Source organism: Pseudonocardia sp. ICBG1293 (assembly GCF_020131355.1).
GTDB lineage: Bacteria > Actinomycetota > Actinomycetes > Mycobacteriales > Pseudonocardiaceae > Pseudonocardia.
Map to the genome: position 1 here is coordinate 389,995 of NZ_JAHLEL010000038.1, position 17,979 is coordinate 407,973.

16 protein-coding genes and 3 pseudogenes are annotated in these 17,979 nt (G+C 71.4%); 12 read left to right on the top strand and 7 right to left on the bottom strand.

Annotated features, from left to right (window positions below; translation table 11 throughout):
• Positions 1-26: 26 nt before the first annotated feature.
• The 4 genes and pseudogenes from KPF47_RS15615 to KPF47_RS15630 all read right to left on the bottom strand — a co-directional run bounded on the left by KPF47_RS15615 (position 27) and on the right by KPF47_RS15630 (position 2,970).
• Positions 27-173 carry a DUF1059 domain-containing protein gene (locus tag KPF47_RS15615; RefSeq protein WP_064485457.1) on the bottom strand — a complete coding sequence of 49 codons (147 nt, stop codon included), beginning with the start codon at positions 171-173 and terminating at the stop codon, positions 27-29.
• The gene (locus KPF47_RS15620; RefSeq protein ID WP_224389502.1) at positions 170-1,087 is read right to left on the bottom strand and encodes an alpha/beta fold hydrolase; all 918 of its coding nucleotides are present in this window, start codon (positions 1,085-1,087) and stop codon (positions 170-172) included. The genes KPF47_RS15615 and KPF47_RS15620 overlap by 4 nt, the downstream gene beginning before the upstream one ends.
• Entirely contained in the window at positions 1,084-1,998 is a 915-nt protein-coding gene (locus KPF47_RS15625; protein WP_224389503.1) for an enoyl-CoA hydratase-related protein, read from the bottom strand. Before KPF47_RS15625 ends, KPF47_RS15620 begins: the two co-directional genes overlap by 4 nt.
• A 114-nt stretch (positions 1,999-2,112) precedes the next feature.
• Positions 2,113-2,970, bottom strand: a pseudogene (locus tag KPF47_RS15630) (IS5 family transposase).
• 198 nt (positions 2,971-3,168) lie between these two features.
• Here KPF47_RS15630 and KPF47_RS15635 point away from each other — a divergent pair.
• Both KPF47_RS15635 and KPF47_RS15640 read left to right on the top strand, forming a co-directional pair.
• Complete coding sequence (locus KPF47_RS15635; RefSeq protein WP_224389504.1) at positions 3,169-3,936, top strand: hypothetical protein; 768 nt, start codon at positions 3,169-3,171, stop codon at positions 3,934-3,936.
• Complete coding sequence (locus KPF47_RS15640) at positions 3,933-4,421, top strand: hypothetical protein (protein ID WP_075329898.1); 489 nt, start codon at positions 3,933-3,935, stop codon at positions 4,419-4,421. The genes KPF47_RS15635 and KPF47_RS15640 overlap by 4 nt, the downstream gene beginning before the upstream one ends.
• Here the strand turns inward: KPF47_RS15640 and KPF47_RS40970 are convergent.
• Positions 4,418-4,900 (bottom strand): transposase, encoded by a 483-nt coding sequence (locus tag KPF47_RS40970; RefSeq protein WP_374108851.1) that lies wholly within the window; start codon positions 4,898-4,900, stop codon positions 4,418-4,420. The two genes, KPF47_RS15640 and KPF47_RS40970, sit on opposite strands and share 4 nt — an antisense overlap.
• Positions 4,901-4,945: 45 nt before the next feature.
• Here KPF47_RS40970 and KPF47_RS15650 point away from each other — a divergent pair.
• From KPF47_RS15650 to KPF47_RS15675, 6 genes and pseudogenes are all read left to right on the top strand, one after another.
• Positions 4,946-5,803 (top strand): annotated as a pseudogene (locus KPF47_RS15650) (IS5 family transposase).
• 293 nt (positions 5,804-6,096) lie between these two features.
• Positions 6,097-7,560, top strand: coding sequence for an aldehyde dehydrogenase (locus KPF47_RS15655; protein ID WP_224389505.1), 1,464 nt, complete (start codon positions 6,097-6,099; stop codon positions 7,558-7,560).
• On the top strand, positions 7,557-8,372 hold the full coding sequence (locus tag KPF47_RS15660; protein ID WP_224389506.1) for a crotonase/enoyl-CoA hydratase family protein: 816 nt from the start codon (positions 7,557-7,559) through the stop codon (positions 8,370-8,372). The genes KPF47_RS15655 and KPF47_RS15660 overlap by 4 nt, the downstream gene beginning before the upstream one ends.
• Entirely contained in the window at positions 8,373-9,554 is a 1,182-nt protein-coding gene (locus KPF47_RS15665; RefSeq protein WP_224389507.1) for a thiolase family protein, read from the top strand.
• Complete coding sequence (locus KPF47_RS15670; protein WP_224389508.1) at positions 9,551-9,976, top strand: Zn-ribbon domain-containing OB-fold protein; 426 nt, start codon at positions 9,551-9,553, stop codon at positions 9,974-9,976. The genes KPF47_RS15665 and KPF47_RS15670 overlap by 4 nt, the downstream gene beginning before the upstream one ends.
• A gap of 34 nt (positions 9,977-10,010) precedes the next feature.
• Positions 10,011-10,610, top strand: a complete 600-nt coding sequence (locus KPF47_RS15675) for a TetR/AcrR family transcriptional regulator (RefSeq protein WP_224389509.1) — start codon at positions 10,011-10,013, stop codon at positions 10,608-10,610.
• 21 nt (positions 10,611-10,631) lie between these two features.
• On the opposite strand, the gene KPF47_RS15680 is transcribed toward KPF47_RS15675, so the two are convergent.
• On the bottom strand, positions 10,632-11,285 hold the full coding sequence (locus KPF47_RS15680; RefSeq protein WP_060712956.1) for a TetR/AcrR family transcriptional regulator: 654 nt from the start codon (positions 11,283-11,285) through the stop codon (positions 10,632-10,634).
• A gap of 280 nt (positions 11,286-11,565) precedes the next feature.
• Here KPF47_RS15680 and KPF47_RS15685 point away from each other — a divergent pair, with 280 nt between their 5' ends.
• Entirely contained in the window at positions 11,566-13,968 is a 2,403-nt protein-coding gene (locus KPF47_RS15685; RefSeq protein ID WP_224389510.1) for a CaiB/BaiF CoA-transferase family protein, read from the top strand.
• Between the two features lie 188 nt (positions 13,969-14,156).
• Here KPF47_RS15685 and KPF47_RS15690 read toward each other — a convergent pair whose 3' ends face one another.
• Positions 14,157-14,999: an IS5 family transposase gene (locus KPF47_RS15690; protein WP_224386276.1), complete on the bottom strand. Its 843-nt coding sequence runs from the start codon at positions 14,997-14,999 to the stop codon at positions 14,157-14,159.
• A gap of 188 nt (positions 15,000-15,187) precedes the next feature.
• On the opposite strand from KPF47_RS15690, the gene KPF47_RS15695 reads away from it, so the two are divergent.
• The 3 genes and pseudogenes from KPF47_RS15695 to KPF47_RS40975 all read left to right on the top strand — a co-directional run bounded on the left by KPF47_RS15695 (position 15,188) and on the right by KPF47_RS40975 (position 17,952).
• Positions 15,188-16,438 (top strand): cytochrome P450, encoded by a 1,251-nt coding sequence (locus KPF47_RS15695; protein WP_224389511.1) that lies wholly within the window; start codon positions 15,188-15,190, stop codon positions 16,436-16,438.
• A gap of 174 nt (positions 16,439-16,612) precedes the next feature.
• Positions 16,613-16,822 carry a ferredoxin gene (locus KPF47_RS15700; RefSeq protein ID WP_224389512.1) on the top strand — a complete coding sequence of 70 codons (210 nt, stop codon included), beginning with the start codon at positions 16,613-16,615 and terminating at the stop codon, positions 16,820-16,822.
• Between the two features lie 76 nt (positions 16,823-16,898).
• Positions 16,899-17,952, top strand: a pseudogene (locus KPF47_RS40975) (2Fe-2S iron-sulfur cluster-binding protein).
• Positions 17,953-17,979 lie beyond the last annotated feature (27 nt).

Sequence of the window (17,979 nt, forward strand, 5' to 3'; positions counted from 1 at the left end):
TGCGCGTCTGCCGGGGGCGGGGTGGGTCAGTAGGCGATGAAGAGGATCTCGTCGCGGGAGTACTCGTGGTCGGGGTGCTTCGCGGCGAGGTGTTCCTGGGTCAGGCGGACGAGGTCGTCCTCGTCCTCGCCGTGGATCCGGGCCCCGCACGGGCAGGTCAGGTTGGTCTTCACGGTCGTCCCTCCGGTCGTCCGGTTCCGGCGGCCGCGCCGACCGCCACGTGTTCCATGAAGTCGAGCAGGCTACCGGTGAAGACGTCGTTGTCGTCCCCGGCGACCATGTGCCCGGTGCCGTCGACCTCGACGTACCAGGCGTCCGGCACCAGCTCGAGCAGTTCGCGCGCACCGGCCGGGCTGACCACGTCGGACCCGGCGCCGCGCACCAGCATGGTCGGCACCGCCAGGTCGCGCGCGGCCGCCCGTGCCCGCCGCTCGTTCGCGGTCAGCGTCTCGGGGGCGGTCTGCCGCTCGTCGACGAGCCGCGGGTCCCAGTGCCAGTACCAGCGCCCGGCCCGGCGCCGGAGGTTCTTCAGCAGCCCGCGCGGGTCGCGGGGCCGCGGCCGGTGCGGGTTGTAGGCGGCCACCACGTCGGCCACGGCCTCCAGCGAGGCGAAGCCCTCCTGCCCGGCCCGCATGAAGCGGGTGACCGCCGACGTCCCGGCCCGTTCCGTGGTCGGGGTGACGTCGACGAGGACCAGGCCGCGGGCGAGGTCCGGGTCGGTGCCGGAGGCGAGCAGCGAGGTCATCCCGCCGAGCGACGCCCCGATCAGGACCGGGGGCTCGTCGAGGGTCCCGGTGACCGACCGGAGGTCGGCGACGTGCGCGTCGAGGGTGTAGTCGCCGTCCGGGGACCACTCGCTGTCCCCGTGGCCGCGCAGGTCGAGGGCGAGCACCGTCCAGCCCGCCGCGGCGAGGCGCCGCGCGGTGTGCCGCCACGAGTGCCGGGTCTGGCCGCCGCCGTGCAGCAGCACCACGGCGCCGCGGCGGCCCGGGCCGATCGGCTCCCACCGGTCCGCGGCGAGCCGGACGCCGTCGCCGTCGAGGTGGACGGTGCGGCTGCCGGGCTCGTCCCGGACGCCCGCCGTCACCGGTCGCCCCGTGCGGCGGTGGCCGATTCCGGCACGGCGGGCCAGTCCGGCACCAGGTGGAGCCGGTCGGCGATGCGGTCGCCGAAGGCGGCGGGCCGCTTCTCCAGGAACGCGGAGACACCCTCGGCCACGTCACCACCCCGCCCGAGCTCGTCGATCGCGAGCGTCTCGAGCCGGTGCGCCTCCCACGGGTCCGCGGCGCCGAGCATGCCCCACAACAGCTTCCGGGACAGCGCGACCGAGGCGGGCGAGGTGTTCCCGGCGATCTCGGCGGCGAGCGACAGCGCGGTGTCGAGCAGCTCGCCGGTGGGCACGACCTGCGAGACCAGTCCGCCCGCGAGAGCCTCCCCGGCGTCGAACACGCGGCCGGTGCTGACCCACTCCATCGCGCGGGAGATGCCGACGATCCGCGGGAGGAACCACGTCGACGCGGCCTCCGGTACGAGCCCGCGCCGGGCGAACACGAAGCCGAACCGGGCCGCCTCACCGGCGATCCGGACGTCGGACGGCAGTGTCATCGTCGCGCCGACCCCCACCGCGGCCCCGTTGACGGCGGTGATCACCGGCTTGCGGGAGGCGGCGATCCGCAGGGCGACGACACCCCCGAGGTCACGGGCCACGCCGTCGACGGTGCCGTGGTCGGCCCGCGGCGCACCGGCGGAGTCGCCGGAGAACGTGTCGGTCCCGCGCTCCAGGTCGGCACCGGCGCAGAAGCCGCGGCCGGCGCCGGTCAGGACGACGGCGCGCACCGCGTCGTCGGCGTCGGCGGTGTCGAAGGCGGCGACGAGCTCGGCCGCCATGGTCGCGGTGAAGGCGTTGAGCCGGTCCGGCCGGTCCAGGGTGATCAGTGCGGTCGCGCCGGTGATCTCGTAGCGGATCTGGGTGCGAGGCGGGGTGTCGGTCGCGGTCATGACCTTCCTCCGGCTTCCGTGGCCCCGGTCGGGGCCGACACGGCCGGACGGCGTTCCCGCGCACCCGGCCATAAACCATAAGACATTAGTTGTAGAGCGTCCGGCGATTGATGGTTATCGGAGTCGACGGGTCGTGGGTCGGGTTGTCCAGCGGTAGCGGCTGCGGGCACGGTTGATCAGCCGGCGGATCACGGTGAGCGCGGCGGCGAGGTCGAGGTAGAACTCGACGATGATCTTCCGGCGATCGGTGAACCGGCGCAGCTTGCCGTAGCCGTTCATCCAGGAATGGGTGCGCTCGACCGGCCACCGCTTACCGACCTGGATCGGGGCGGGCCGGCCCTTGGTGGCGATCTGTGCGTCGAACCCGAGTCGTTCGAGCAGATCGCGGGTCTTGCCTGAGTCATAGCCCCGGTCCAGGTGCAGGCACGGTCGCTCGGGCAGCGGCCCGATCATGTCGTAGATCCCGATCAGGGTCGGTTTCAGCAACGGCGAGTCGTGGTCATTGGCGCGGGCGCTGATCAGGTGCAGCGGGATCCCCGCACCGTCGCAGACCACGGAGCGTTTGGTGCCCTGTTTGCCCCGGTCGACCGGGTTACAGCCGGCGACCTCGCCACCGCAGGGAGCCTTGGTGATCGCTCCGTCGGCAGACAGATCGTCGAGGTCGAGACCGATCATCTAGTCATAGCCGGCCAGCGCGGCCCGAAGGACCTGCTCCCCGACGCCAGCGGCGGCCCACTGGGCGAGACGGCGGCGGATCGTGCGGTCCGAGCAGCCGGGGGTGGCAATGCGTTCGTAGCCGCTGCCGTGCACCAACGCCGCGAGCACGTGCTCGAACACCAGGCGGTCGGGGATACGGCGGCGGTGACATCCCCACGGATGGGCCGGGTCGAACTCCGGGCGCCGCTCTGCCTCGATCAGGGCAGCGAACTCGACCCAGAGGGGGTCGATCAGCGATTCTGGCAATAGAGGCACGGACCCTCCAGGCGACCATCAGGACATCAGCAATCCCATGATCACCCGAGGTCCGTGCCTCTACCTGCAACGACACCCCCACGACCTCATTTGCCGGGCGCTCTAAGGCGGAAAGCCGTCCTCGGGCAACTCAACGAACTGTCGGAAACCGTGACGGAATTGTCTTCCGGGCCGCTCAAACAACGTCTTTACCGAGTCATGGCGCAGCTCTCGGAGACCGCGGCCATGATGTCGTGGGACTCGGGGCTACAGGAGTCCGCGCAGCGGTACTTCATGCTCGCGATTCGCGCCGCACACGCGGGTGGCGACCCAGCTTTTGCCGCCAACGCGATGGCAGCAATGGCTCGCCAACTCCTCTATCTCGGGCACGCGAGCGACGCCCTGGAGGTGATCCGGCTTGCACAGTCCACCGTAGGCGACGCCGCCACACCGCGGCTCACGAGCGTGCTGGCTCTGCGCGAAGCGTGGGCGTTCGCGCACCTGGGCAGGCACACCGCGTTCGAGCGCACCGTCGGCGCGGCCGAGGACGCGTTCAGTCGCGCTGGCCGGCCTGAGACGGAGCCGTACTGGCTGCACTACTTCGACGCCGCCGAGCTGCACGGCACGGTCGGCGGGCGACTTCTGGAGCTGGCGCAGACCGGGCGGGGCACGCCGACCCACGCCGTCGCCGCAACTGGCCGGATCACGCAGGCTCTCGACACCCGCGACGACGGGCGGCGTCGCGCCTCCGCGCTCGACCTGATCGGGCTCTCCCAAGCTCACATGCTCAGCGGCGAACTGGACGAGGGCGCCCGGATCGGCCACAGGGCGATCGAGGCGGCGCAGGCCACCTCATCGGACCGAGTGCGGGTCATGCTCCGCGACTTCCACACCGACACCGAACCGCACGCCCGGTCGGTCGCTGTCCGCGCGCTGCGCGACCATGCTGCCGAGGCGCTGCGCACGACCGAGGAAGGACGCGCATGACGCGGATCGCCGTCACCGGGCACATGGACCTCACCGCCGAGAGCACACCGCTGATCCGAGACCAGATCAGTGCAGTCCTGCTGTCCCAGGAAGGCCCGATCGTTGGGGTGAGCTGCATCGCCAGAGGTGCCGACTCCCTGTTCGCAGAGACGGTGCTCGCGCACGGTGGGACGTTGGAGGTTGTGCTCCCATCGGCCGACTACCGGGCCACGAAGGTAACCGAATCCCACGCCGCTCTGTTCGACGAGCTGATGGCCGCCGCCACGAGCGTGCACGTGATGCCGTCGCAGACGGCCGACCGCGCCGCGTACGAGGCCGCGAACCGCGCGCTCTTGGACGGCGCGGACCTGCTCGCCGCCGTGTGGGACGGGGACGCCTCCCGCCGTGGCGGGACCGGCACCGTCGTCGACGAGGCGCGCACCGCCGGTATCCCGGTGACCGTCATCTGGCCCGACGGTGCACGGCGCCAGCCGAAAGCCAGCTAGGGCGTGTCTCCTAAAGTGCGCAACCAGGTGACGATGGCCTTCAGTGCAACTCCGCCGCGGAAGGTCAGGGCGAGTTTGTCGTAGCGGGTCGCGAGGCCGCGCCACTGCTTGACCTCGCAGAACCCGCGTTCGACGACGTTGCGGCCGCGGTAGTCGACCCGGTCGAACGCCGGTGGTCGGCCGCCGCGTGTGCCGCGTCGTTTCCGGTGTCCCTGCTGGTCAGCCGGCTCCGGGATGACCGCGACGATCCGTCGTCTGCGCAGGTGGGCGCGGATGGCGCGTGAGGAGTAGGCCTTAGAGGTCATTTCAGAACGAGGTCGACGTGTCTGTTGTAGACGACAAGCGGCTATCTGACCTGCCGTTTGATCTGTCGTCGAGGGGTCAATGGAAACTCGACAAGTCGTTCTGAAACGACCTCTTAGAGCGTCCGGCAGTAGAGGTGGCCGTGTGTCGGTGTTGGTAGAGACACGGACCTGCAAGTGATCATGGGATTGCTGATGTCCTGATGGTCGCCTGGAGGGTCCGTGCCTCTATTGCCAGAATCGCTGATCGACCCCCTCTGGGTCGAGTTCGCTGCCCTGATCGAGGCAGAGCGGCGCCCGGAGTTCGACCCGGCCCATCCGTGGGGATGTCACCGCCGCCGTATCCCCGACCGCCTGGTGTTCGAGCACGTGCTCGCGGCGTTGGTGCACGGCAGCGGCTACGAACGCATTGCCACCCCCGGCTGCTCGGACCGCACGATCCGCCGCCGTCTCGCCCAGTGGGCCGCCGCTGGCGTCGGGGAGCAGGTCCTTCGGGCCGCGCTGGCCGGCTATGACTAGATGATCGGTCTCGACCTCGACGATCTGTCTGCCGACGGAGCGATCACCAAGGCTCCCTGCGGTGGCGAGGTCGCCGGCTGTAACCCGGTCGACCGGGGCAAACAGGGCACCAAACGCTCCGTGGTCTGCGACGGTGCGGGGATCCCGCTGCACCTGATCAGCGCCCGCGCCAATGACCACGACTCGCCGTTGCTGAAACCGACCCTGATCGGGATCTACGACATGATCGGGCCGCTGCCCGAGCGACCGTGCCTGCACCTGGACCGGGGCTATGACTCAGGCAAGACCCGCGATCTGCTCGAACGACTCGGGTTCGACGCACAGATCGCCACCAAGGGCCGGCCCGCCCCGATCCAGGTCGGTATGCGGTGGCCGGTCGAGCGCACCCATTCCTGGATGAACGGCTACGGCAAGCTGCGCCGGTTCACCGATCGCCGGAAGATCATCGTCGAGTTCTACCTCGACCTCGCCGCCGCGCTCACCGTGATCCGCCGGCTGATCAACCGTGCCCGCAGCCGCTACCGCTGGACAACCCGACCCACGACCCGTCGACTCCGATAACCATCAATCGCCGGACGCTCTTAGAGGTCGTTTCAGAACGACTTGTCGAGTTTCCATTGACCCCTCGACGACAGATCAAACGGCAGGTCAGATAGCCGCTTGTCGTCTACAACAGACACGTCGACCTCGTTCTGAAATGACCTCTTAGTATGCCCGGGTGCGTGCCGGGCGCGGAAGCGTCGCGGCGTGGCATACTGTGAGACATACAACGTTGATTGTCACATATTCTGCCGGATACCGTCCGCTCGCCGGACGTGACGCAGCGCCACCGGGCGCGGAGTGGAGACCGGTTCGTGTCGAACGATCTCGCCAACGCCGTCGATCGCAGCGCCTTCTTCGTCGGTGGTGACTGGGTCCCGCCCGCGGGGACGGAGCGGGTCGACGTCCTGGAGGCCGCCACCGGCACCGCGTTCGGCAGCGCGGCGCTGGCCGGGCCCGCCGACGTCGACGCCGCCGTGGCCGCCGCGGGCGACGCCCTGCACGGCCCCTGGGGAGCGACGACCGGCGCCGAGCGCGCGACCGTCATGCGCCGGCTGGCGGCCGCGCTGAAGACCCGCGCCAAGGACACCGCCGCACTGGTCAGCCGCGAGAACGGGATGCCCCGATCGCTGTCGATCGGCGCCAACGGGTTCAGCCCGCCGCTCATGCTCGACTACTACGCGGGCCTCGCCGAGGGACTCGACGCCGACGACGTCCGCTCCGGCATGCTCGCCCGGGTGCGGGTCCGCCGTGGCCCGGTCGGCGTCGTCGCCGCGGTGACGCCGTGGAACTACCCGCAGGCGCTCGCCGCGATGAAGATCGCCCCGGCGCTCGCCGCCGGCTGCACGGTGGTGCTCAAGGCCGCCCCCGAGACCGCGCTCGACGCCTACGTCTGGGCCGACGCAGCCCTGGAGGCGGGGCTCCCGCCGGGCGTGCTGAACATCGTCCCCGGCGGCCGGGAGGCGGGTGCGCACCTCGTCGCGCACCCGGGCGTCGACAAGGTCGCCTTCACCGGGTCCACCGCGGCCGGGCGGGCGATCGGCGAGGTCTGCGGCCGGCTGCTCCGCCCCGTGACCCTCGAGCTCGGCGGCAAGTCGGCCGCCCTGCTCGCCGAGGACGCCGACCTCGACGCGTTCCTCACCGCGCTGCCCGAGGTCTCGCTGGCCAACAACGGCCAGACCTGCCACGCGTGCACCCGCATCCTCGCGCCGCGCGGCCGCTACGACGAGATCGTCGACGCGATCACCGACACCGTCCGGTCCCTGCCGGTCGGCGACCCCCTCGACAAGCAGACCCGGATCGGCCCGCTGGTCAGCGCGGCGCAGCGGGACCGGGTCCTCGGCCTGGTCACCGCGGGCCGGGACGCGGGGGGCCGGGTGACCACCGGCGGCGCCGTCCCGGCGGGGCAGGAGCGGGGCTGGTTCGTCGAGCCCACCGTGTTCGCCGGCGTCGACAACGACAGCGCGATCGCCCGCGAGGAGGTCTTCGGCCCCGTCCTGTGCGTCCTGCCCTACGACGACACCGACGACGCTGTCCGGATCGCCAACGACTCGGAGTACGGGCTCGGCGGCACCGTGTGGACCACCGACCTCGACCGGGGGCAGGCGATCGCCGACCGGATCCGGTCCGGCACCGTGGGCATCAACCACTACGCGCTCGACGTCCTCGGGCCGTTCGGCGGGGTCAAGGCCAGCGGCCTCGGCCGCGAACTCGGGCCGGAGGGCCTCGCCCCCTACGTCGACCTCAAGTCCGTCTACCTGACCCCGGAGTCCCGATGACCAGCAGCGACACCCCGGCCGAGACCCCCGACGAGCCGGCCGCGACCTACGAGCGGCGCGGCCACGTCGGCCTGATCACCCTCAACCGGCCGCGCGCGATGAACGCGGTGAACTCCGCGTTGTCCGTCGCGGCCGGTGACGCGCTCGCCGCCGCCGGTGCCGACGACGAGGTGCGCGTCGTGGTGATCACCGGCGCCGGCCGGGGCTTCTGCGCGGGCGCGGACCTCAAGGAGGTCGCCCGCGGGAACCGGATCGACGACCGGGACCACCCCGAGCGTGGGTTCGCCGGGCTCGCCCGGCACTGGGTGGACAAGCCGACCGTCGCCGCCGTCAACGGCTTCGCGCTCGGCGGTGGCACCGAGATCGTCCTGGCCTGCGACATCGCCGTGATCGACGAGACCGCGTCCCTGGGGCTGCCCGAGGTGAAGCGCGGCCTGATGGCTGCGGCCGGTGGGGTCATCCGGCTGGCCAGGCAGATCCCGCAGAAGGTCGCGCTGGAGGCCGCGCTGACCGGGGAGCCGATCCCCGCGGCCCGCGCGCACGAGCTCGGGCTGGTCAACCGGGTCGCTCCCGAGGGCACCGCCCTCGACGTCGCCCTCGACCTCGCCGGTGTGATCGCGGAGAACGCCCCGCTGTCGGTGCGGTACAGCAAGCAGGTCGTGCACCGCTCCCGCGACGCCGGCTCCGACTGGGACGACCCGGCCTGGAGGCTCAGCGACGACGCGATGAAGGTCGTGTTCACCAGCCGGGACGCCCGGGAGGGCCCGACCGCGTTCGCCGAGAAGCGTGCTCCCCGTTGGGAGGGGCGCTAGATGACGGGTGCGGCGATCGCCGGTCTCGGCACGACCGCGATGGGGAAGGTGTACGGCCGGTCCTCGACCTCGCTCGCGGCCGAGGCGGTGCGTGGCGCCGTCGCCGACGCGGGCCTGGCGCTCACCGATCTCGACGGGCTGCTCGTCAGCTCCGGGATCAAGCAGGACGTCGGGGTCGGGCTCGCCGCCGTCCTCGGTCTGCAGGACCTGTCGGTGCTGAACCAGGTGAACGCGTTCGGCGCGACGGCGGGCGTGATGGTCGCCCAGGCCGCGCAGGCCGTCGCCGCGGGCACGGCGAGCACCGTCGCGTGTGTGTTCGCGGACAGCCCGCTGAAGCCCCAGGAGTCCGCGGGCTCGACCTACGGCTCCCCGCAGCGCAGCGGCCGGGGCCGACCCGTGCGCGGCTACGCCGGGTGGTCGGTGGCCTCGGGCGCGACCAACCCGAACATCCTCTACGCGATGTGCGCGCGCCGGCACATGGAGCGGTACGGCACCACCTCCGAGCAGCTCGGCGAGATCGCCGTCGCGCAGCGGTCGTGGGCGGCGCGCAACCCGCTGGCCCAGATGCGGGAGCCGATCACCCTCGCCGACCACCAGGAGTCGCGGTGGATCGCCGATCCGCTGCACCTGCTGGACTGCTGCCTGGTGAGCAACGGCGCCGTCGCCGTCGTGGTGACCTCGGCGGAGCGCGCGGCCGGGCTCGCGCGGCCCGCCGTGCACGTGTGGGGATACGGCCAGGCCCACGCCCCGCGGCGGATGCAGGCGAGCTCCGACTGGGGTCTCGTCACCCCCGCCGCCCGGTCCGGGCCGCAGGCCCTGCGGATGGCCGGCGTCGGGGTCGGCGACGTCGACGTCGCCGAGATCTACGATTGCTACACCTACACGGTGCTGGTCACTCTCGAGGACTACGGGTTCTGCGCCAAGGGCGAGGGCGGTGCGTTCGTCGCCGACGGGCGGCTCGCCCCCGGTGGCACGCTGGCCTGCAACACCGGTGGCGGCCAGCTGTCGTCGTACTACATGTGGGGTTTCACGCCGCTGTCCGAGGCCGTGATCCAGGCGCGGGCCGACGGCGGGGAGCGCCAGGCACCCCGGAACGACGTCGTGCTGGTCAGCGGCAACGGCGGGATCCTCGAGCACCACTCCACGCTGGTGCTCAGCCCGCACGAGAGGAGCGGACGGTGACCGGCTTCCCCCAGGTCGAGCGGGACGACACGAGCGCCGCGTTCTACGACGCGGCGGCCCGCGAGGAGCTGCTGATGCAGCGCGGCCCGTCCGGTACGGTGCTGCCGCCCGAGGCCAGGACCGACCCCGCGAGCGGATCGGCCGAGCTCGAGCCGGTGACCGTGTCCGGCGACGGCGTCCTGGTCAGCTGGGCGGTGGTGCACCGCGCCCCGCTCCCGGCCCTGGCCGACGCCGTGCCCTACGTCAGCGCGGTCGTGGAGCTGGCGGAGGGGCCGTGGATCATCGTGCGCCTGGTCGGCGACACCCGCTCGCTCAGTGCCGGTGATCCGGTGCGGGCACGGTTCGTCCGCTCGGGTGCTCCCGAGGACCCCGGCGAGGTGTTGCCGGTGTTCGAGCGGGTCGTGACCGGTGTGACCAGCTAGCATCGACGGGGTTTTCGACAGGGAGGGGCCGGACGTGGCACGAGGGCGAGGGCCGTTCGCGGGCGGGCCGGAGCAGGCCCGGCGCCAGCTGGTGGTGGCAGCGGAGGAGTGCTTCCTGGACTTCGGTGTCCGGCGTACGACCATGGACGACGTCGCGCGCCGGGCGGGCGTCTCACGCCCGACCGTCTACCGCTACTTCTCCGACCGGGACGCGCTCGTCGTCGAGGTCGTCACGCGCCGCGCGCGGATCTTCGGGGTCCGGGCGCGGGAGTACATTTCCGGGCGCCCCGACTTCACGTCGAAGATCGTCGACGGGCTCGGCTACCTGGTGCGCGGCGGGCGGCGGGACCCGATCCTGAGCGCGTTGCTCCAGCCGGACAACCTGTCCGCGACCAGCGGGATCCTCACCGCGGGAAAGGTCGCCGAGCGGCTGTCCTTCGAGGTGTGGGAGCCGATCCTGATCGCCGCCCAGGAGGCGGGGGAGATGCGGCCCGAGATCGACCCGCAGGAGCTCTGCGGCGTGATGGCGGACCTGGAGCTCATGATGATCGGGCGGCAGGACCTGCTCGACCCGGACGGGCCGGGCGTGCGCGAGCTCGTCGGCGACTTCCTGCTGCCGTCGCTCGCGGCATGACGGCGGTGCCCGGCCGCCGGCTCAGCCGGCTGCCGGCACCGGGACCGTGCCGTAGGTGCCGGCGCGGTGCAGAGCCGGCGCGACGAAGGTCTGCATGAGGGAGCGCTGCGCCTCGTCGGTGCTGCCGGGCCGGTTGGTGCGGCTGAGCACCACGAGTTCGATGTAGGTCAGCCAGGTGCAGAACGCCGTCACGTCCAGATCGGAGCGCACCTCGCCCGCGTCCTTCGCGTCCTGCACGATCGGGCCCCAGAGCTCCGCGGACAGGGTCACCGGCAGCCGGGACGCCTCGGGGTGACCCTGCATCCCCTCCATGAACTCCAGGCTGACCAGCTGCTGGAGCATGGGATCGCGGCTCCCGGCGTCGACCAGGAAGATCATGCCGTCGACGAGCTTGTCGTCGATCCGCGCACGAGTGTCGATGAAGCGGCGGGCCCGGTCCAGCAGGTCCCGTGCGCGGGACAGCAGGACGCCGAGCACCAGGTCGTCGCGGTTGGAATAGTGCCGGTAGACGGTCGGCCGTGACACCCCCGCCTCGCGAGCGATGTCGTCCATCGTCGTCTTGGTGATACCCAGACGTAGGTAGCAGGCCTCTGCGGCGAGCAGGATCGCCGTCGCGGGGTCGGACACCCGTGTCCGGGCGGCCCGGGGTCGACCGCCACCGGAGCTCTTCGACATGGCACCTCTTCTCGAAGCTCGACCGCAGGATACCTCGCCGCCGGACGCACCGATGATCGATCGTTGGTCCGGCCGGCGCAACGGCCGTCGTGACACGTGACCCCCGCGCGCGGGCGCCTGTTGCGTGCCCGCCCGTCCATGGTGCCATGTGATACGAAGAACACAGAGTGTCCGGTGTAGTGATCTCGGACGCGGAGGTAGCCTCTCCTCTTATCTATAGTCTTTAGATTTCCGGGTGAGTGGCCGCACAGACGCGGCCCGGACCGAAGGGGTGCACTGCGTGAGCGGTACGGACATTCAGTACGACGGCCTCCCGCTGGCAGGGCTGCGGATCATCGACCTGGCCGACGGGGCGGTCGAGGGGTGCGGACGTTACCTCGCCGACCTCGGCGCCGACGTCCTGCGGGTCGAGCCGGCGGGCGGTTCGCCCGGGCGGGCCGACCGGCTGGGGTTCGCCCTGCGCAACGCGAACAAGCGCAGCACCGTCCTCGACCTCGGCTCCGGCGCGGGACGGCAGCGGCTGCTGGAGTGGGCCCGCCACGCGGACGTCCTCGTCGAGTCGTTCACCCACGACGAGGCGACCGCGCTCGGTCTCACCCCGGACGACCTCGCCGCCGTGAACCCGGAGCTGGTCGTCGTCTCGGTGACCGGGTTCGGCCGCACCGGGCCGTACCGGGACAGGGTGGCGACCGAGGACGTGCTGGCCGCCGCCGGCGGCGTCCTGTGCCGGTCGGGCCGGCCGGGCAGGACCCCCCTGCTGCCGCCCGCCGGGCTCGTCGACCAGCTCGTCGCCGTGCACGCCGCGTGGGCGACGCTGGTCGCCTACGTGAAGCGGCTGCGGACCGGGGTGGGCGAGCACGTCGACGTGTCCGCGCTCGAGGCTGTCGTGCACGGGTTCGACCCGGCCTTCGGCGCGCAGGGCACCGCGGCGGCCGGCCGCGCCGAGACGTTCCCCCGGGACCGGCCCGACGCGGCCAACTTCTACCCGGTCTTCCCGTGCGCCGACGGGAGCGTGCGGATCTGCCTGCTGGCGGCCCGGCAGTGGCGTGCGATGTTCGCCTGGCTCGGCGAGCCGGAGGAGTTCGCGGATCCGCGGTTCGACGCCATCCCGGCCCGCTTCGCCGCCTCGGACCGTCTCAACCCGCTGATCGCGGAGCTCTTCGCCGGATCGACGCGCGACGAGCTCGTCGCCGAGGGGACCGCCCGCGGCATCCCGGTCGCGGGCATGCTGAGCCCGGACGAGGTGCTCGGGGCCGAGCACTTCCGGGAGACCGGCTCGCTGGTGGAGACCGAGCTCGCCGACGGCCTCCGGGCGCTCGTGCCGTCCGGCTACGTGACCGTCGACGGCGTCCGGGTGGGCCTGCGCACCCCGGCCCCGGGTCCGGGGACCGACGCCGGCGGGTTCGGCGAGGCGCCGCCCCGGGACCTCGGGCTGCCCCCGCTGCCCGCCGGTGCCGGACCGCTCACCGGGGTCCGGGTGCTCGACCTGGGGATCATCGTCTTCGGTGCCGAGCTGGGCCGGGTGTTCGCGGACCAGGGCGCGGATGTGATCAAGGTCGAGAACAGCGCCTACCCCGACGGTCTGCGCCAGACCCGCAAGGGCGGCGGGATGAACCCCTCGTTCGCCTGGGGGCAGCGCAACAAGCGGGGCCTCGGGCTCGACCTGCGCAGCCCCGAGGGCGGCAGGCTCTTCCGGGAGCTGGTCGCCACGGCGGACGTCGTCCTGGCCAACTTCAAGCCGGGCACGCTCGAGTCGCTCGGCTTCTCCCGGGCCGAGCTCGCCGCCGTGAACCCGCGGATCGTCGTCTCCGACAGCAGCGCGTTCGGCGCGCGCGGGCCCTGGCGGAAGCGGATGGGGTACGGGCCGCTCGTGCGGGCCTCCTGTGGGCTCTCGGCGCTCTGGCGGGACCCCGCGGCGGATCCTGCGGACCCGGCCGCGTTCTGCGACGGGTCGACCGTCTATCCCGACCACGTGGCCGCGCACGTCACCGCGGTCGCGGTGCTCGCCGCGGTGATCGGGCGGGCCCGCACCGGCCGGGGCGGCGCCGTCGACACCGCTCAGGCCGACGCGGCGCTCGTCGCGCTGGGCCCGGTCCTGGCGCGGTCGTCGCTGCGGCCCGGGGCGGAGTCGGCGGAGGGGAACGCGCGGCGCGGCGCGGCGCCGTCCGGTGTCTTCCCCTGTGCGGGTGACGATGAGTGGTGCGTGATCACCGTTCGTGACGACGAGGCGTGGCGCCGGCTCGCGTCCGCGACCGGCCTTCCCGACGATCCGGAGCTCCGGACCGCCGAGGCGCGGCTGGCGCGGCGCGGGGAGGTCGAGGAGGCCCTCGCCCGGTGGACCGCGGGGCACTCCCCGGACAAGGTCGCCGAGATCCTGCAGGGGGTCGGCGTGCCGGCGGCCGGGATGCTGCGACTGCCCGACGAGCTGACGGATCCGCAGCTCGTCGCCCGCGACGCGTTCCACACGCTCGAACACGAGCAGCTCTCCGCCGCGGTCCCGACCGGCGCCCGGGTCGCCCGGTTCTCCACGGTTCCGGACCCTGAGCTGCGCCCGGCCCCGATGCCCGGGGAGCACACCCGCCGGATCTGCGCCGAGGTGCTCGGCCTGCCGGACCCGGTCGTCGACGAGCTCGTCGAGGCGGGGGTCCTGCAGGTCCACGATCCCGGGCCGGCGAACGGGTGAGGTTCTACTCGACTCGGGGTCGACGTTGTCACCCGCTTTAGAGGTCATTTCAGAACGAGGTCGACGTGTCTGTTGTAGACGACAAGCGGCTATCTGACCTGCCGTTTGATCTGTCGTCGAGGGGTCAATGGAAACTCGACAAGTCGTTCTGAAACGACCTCTTAGAGGTCGCGCGGATTGGTTGGTGATCATGGACGTCGTGCAGGTCGGGCGTTCCAGCGGTGTGTGGTCCAGGCCTGCCGAATCAAGCTACGGAGTGTGACGATCGTGTCGGCGAGGTCGAAGAACGCGTCGACGACGATTTCTCGTCGTTCGTAGCAGCGCTGCAGCCGGTTGAAGCTGTTGTGCCAAGCGTTGGTCCGCTCGACGTGCCAGCGGCGGGTGGCCTGGATCGGCGCTTTCTCACCCTTGTGCGCGATCTCGCCGTGCAGGCCTCGTTCGGCCAGCGTGTCGCGGGTCTTGCCGGAGTCATAGCCGGCGTCGAGGTGCACGGTGATGTCGTCGGGCAGCGGGCCGAGAGCATCGAGGCGGTCGAGGGTGGGGCCCAGTAGCGGGGAGTCGTGCCGGTTGGCTCCGGCCAGGACTCGGCCCAGCGGGATGCCGTATCCCTCGACGAGCACCGAACGTTTCATACCCTGTTTGCGCCGGTCCACCGGCGACGGACCGGCGACCTCGCCGCCGCCGGGGGCCTTGGTGATGGCGCCATCGACGGCGATGTCGTGCAGCAGCAGACCGACGATGCGGTCGTAGGCGTCCAGGACGATCCGACGCAGCTGGGCGAAGACCCCGAGCCTGATCCACTCGTCACGACGATCGCGGATGGTGGTCGCCGAGCAGGTGCTGTCAGCGATGCCCTCATACGAGCAGCCGAACCGCAGTACCTGCAGGAGCTTGTCGAACACGATCCGATCCGCGATCCGGCGGCGATGGCAGCCCAGCGGATGGGTGGGATCGAACTCGTCTCGATGAGGCAGCAGCGCGGTGAACTGGTCCCACAACGGCTCGGTCAGCCATGATGGCAGGGTGGGCACGCGGCCTCCAGACGATCACGAAGCGTAGATAACTTCATGATCGGCAGGCCCGTACCCGCCCTCGCCCCCAGACACTCGACCGCGGCCAAGCTGTGACCAATCCGCGCGACCTCTTAGCTACGTTACCGCGAGACAATATCCGTCGTTTGTCATGTTACGTGTCACCGGCGACCGAACAGGAGCGACCCATGACCACCACCCAGGCCGACCTCACCCCCGAGCTCGTCGTGGACTTCGACATCTACGACCCGTCCGTCACGATGCCGGTCGATCGGATGCAGGAGAAGGCCGCCGAGCTGGCCGCCATCGGGCCGATCGTGTGGTCGACGACCCATGGCGGCCACTGGCTCGTCACGTCGTACGAGCACGTCCACGCGATCCTGCGTGACCCGGAGACCTTCTCCAGCCACCCGAACAACCTGGTCGACGCCGGGCAGGGCAAGTTCCTGCCGATCGAGCTCGACCCGCCGGAGCACACCTCCTACCGGCAGGCGCTGCAGCCGCTGTTCAGTCCGAACCGGATGAAGGCCCTGGAGCCGCGGATCCGCGAGATCGTCATCGAGCTGATCACCTCCTTCCAGGCCGACGGGAAGGTCGAGTTCGTCGAGAAGTTCGCGCACGAGCTGCCGACGCAGGTGTTCCTGGCCCTGATGGGGTGGCCGCTGGAGGACGCCGCGTTGTTCACCGACGCCACCGAGGTCGCGCTGAACGGGCGTCCGGGTGAGACCCCGGAGCAGGCCGCGGAGTCGCGCACGAAGGCCGCCTACGAGATGTTCGGGTACTTCATGAAGGTCATCGCTGAGCGTCGGGCCGCCATCGAGTCCGGTGAGGCCGCCGCCGAGGACGTCACCAGCGCGATCATCAGCACCGAGATCACCGACTCCGACGGTCTGCAGCGTCCGCTCACCGACGATGAGCTCGCCCGGATGTTCTTCCTGCTGCTCATCGCGGGCCTGCATACGACGCAGGGCTCTCTCGCGTGGATGATGCTGCACCTGTCGCAGAACACCGAGGAGCGGGACAAGCTCATCGACGACCCGGCCACGGTGCCCGCGGCGGTCGAGGAGATCCTGCGCTTCGAGGCCGCGATCGCGATGGGCCGCCGGGCGACGACCGACACCACCATCGGAGACGTCCCGGTGCGTGCGGGCGACCAGCTGCTCCTGCTGTTGTGCGCCGCGAACCGCGACGAGGGCGAGTTTGACGACCCCACCTCGCTCGACGTCGAACGCACGCCGAACCGTCACCTCGCCTTCGGCTCGGGCCCTCATCGCTGCATCGGGTCCCACCTGGCGCGGCTGATGCTGAAGATCGCGGCGGAGGAGCTGCACCAGCGGATCCCGGACTACCGGCTCGACCCGGAGGACCCGCCGGTCGTCCTGCCGAGCCAGGTCCGCGGCTTCGCCCGCCTGTCGTTGCTGTTCACGCCGGTGGCCTGACGGCCGACGACGACATGAGCCGGCCGGGCGCGCCCGGACCGCAGCACCGCCGGTACGGCTACCGGGTCGGCCCCCGGGCTCCCGGGGCCGGCCTCGGTGCGCGACCGGCGCGGCTGCCGGGCCCGTGGCACGTGCGGACGGGTCTGCGCGGCATCGAGGAGCACGAGGAGAGACATGGAACAGCACCTGATGGTGGACCGGAAGGCCTGCGCCGGACACGGGCTCTGTTACGGGGCCGCACCCGAACTCGTGGATTGCGACGAACAGGGCGACCCGGTCGTTCTCACCGATCCGGTGCCGCAGGCACGGATCCGCGAGGCCCAGCATGTCGTGGACATGTGCCCGGAGCGGGCGCTGGCCCTGGAACAGGCGCAGTCGACGTGACCGCCGACAGCAGCGCGTGAAGTGAGAGGTCATCGAGGTGGGTAGGTCCGATCCGGCATCCCTGCACGACATCGACATGGAGGTCGCGGACCGGGAGACGGTCGCTGACGGCGTCGTGCGACTGACACTGCGCGCTACGGACGGGAAACCCCTCCCGGAGTGGGAGCCGGGCGCGCACCTGGATCTCCATCTCGGCGACGAACTGGTCCGGGAGTACTCGCTCTGCGGCGATCCCGGTGACCGAGAGGTGTACCAGGTGGCGGTGCTGCGGGAGCAGTCCGGCCGGGGCGGCTCGGCGCACGTCCACGACGTGCTGGAGACCGGTACCGCGCTGCGGATCGGCGGCCCGCGGAACAACTTCGCGCTGGCCGACGCGCAGCGCTACCTCTTCGTCGCGGGCGGGATCGGCATCACGCCCGTCGTCCCGATGATCGCGGCCGCCGAGAAGGCCGGCGCCGAGTGGCGGCTGGTGTACGGCGGCCGCTCCCGCGCCTCGATGGCCTTCGTCGACGATCTGGCCGAGCGGTACGGCGACCGGGTCGAGGTCGTCCCGCAGGACGAGCACGGTCTGCTCGACCTCGACGGGCTCCTCGGCACCCCGCAGGACGGCCTGCTCGTGTACTGCTGCGGGCCGGAACCTCTGCTCGCCGCCGTCGAGCAGCGGTGCGCGTCGTGGCCGGGAGGCGCGCTGCACCTGGAGTGCTTCTCCCCTAAGAGGTCGTTTCAGAACGACTTGTCGAGTTTCCATTGACCCCTCGACGACAGATCAAACGGCAGGTCAGATAGCCGCTTGTCGTCTACAACAGACACGTCGACCTCGTTCTGAAATGACCTCTAAGGAAGTCGCCGAGCCCGCCTCGGGCGACTCGTTCGAGGTTGAGTTCGCCGGCTCCGGGGTGACCGTGACCGTGCCGCCGGGGGTCAGCATCGTCGACGCTGCCGCCGAGGCGGGGGTCGAGATCGAGACCTCGTGCCGGGAAGGCACCTGCGGGACTTGCGAGTCCGAGGTGATCGAGGGTGTCCCGGAGCACCGGGACTCCCTGTTGACCCCGGACGAGCAGGCGGCGAACGACGTGATGTTCCCCTGCGTTTCGCGGTGCCTGTCCGGACGGCTCGTGATCGATCGCTGAGCGGACGCCGAACTGCACGGGCGGGAC

Excerpts from the sequence above, each read along its gene's own strand:
- KPF47_RS15680 (WP_060712956.1), bottom strand. The coding sequence starts at position 11,285 with ATGTCGAAGAGCTCCGGTGGCGGTCGACCCCGGGCCGCCCGGACACGG.
- KPF47_RS15695 (WP_224389511.1), top strand. The coding sequence starts at position 15,188 with ATGACCACCACCCAGGCCGACCTCACCCCCGAGCTCGTCGTGGACTTC.
- KPF47_RS15665 (WP_224389507.1), top strand. The coding sequence starts at position 8,373 with ATGACGGGTGCGGCGATCGCCGGTCTCGGCACGACCGCGATGGGGAAG.
- KPF47_RS15625 (WP_224389503.1), bottom strand. The coding sequence starts at position 1,998 with ATGACCGCGACCGACACCCCGCCTCGCACCCAGATCCGCTACGAGATC.
- KPF47_RS15635 (WP_224389504.1), top strand. The coding sequence starts at position 3,169 with ATGGCGCAGCTCTCGGAGACCGCGGCCATGATGTCGTGGGACTCGGGG.
- KPF47_RS15700 (WP_224389512.1), top strand. The coding sequence starts at position 16,613 with ATGGAACAGCACCTGATGGTGGACCGGAAGGCCTGCGCCGGACACGGG.
- KPF47_RS15640 (WP_075329898.1), top strand. The coding sequence starts at position 3,933 with ATGACGCGGATCGCCGTCACCGGGCACATGGACCTCACCGCCGAGAGC.
- KPF47_RS15660 (WP_224389506.1), top strand. The coding sequence starts at position 7,557 with ATGACCAGCAGCGACACCCCGGCCGAGACCCCCGACGAGCCGGCCGCG.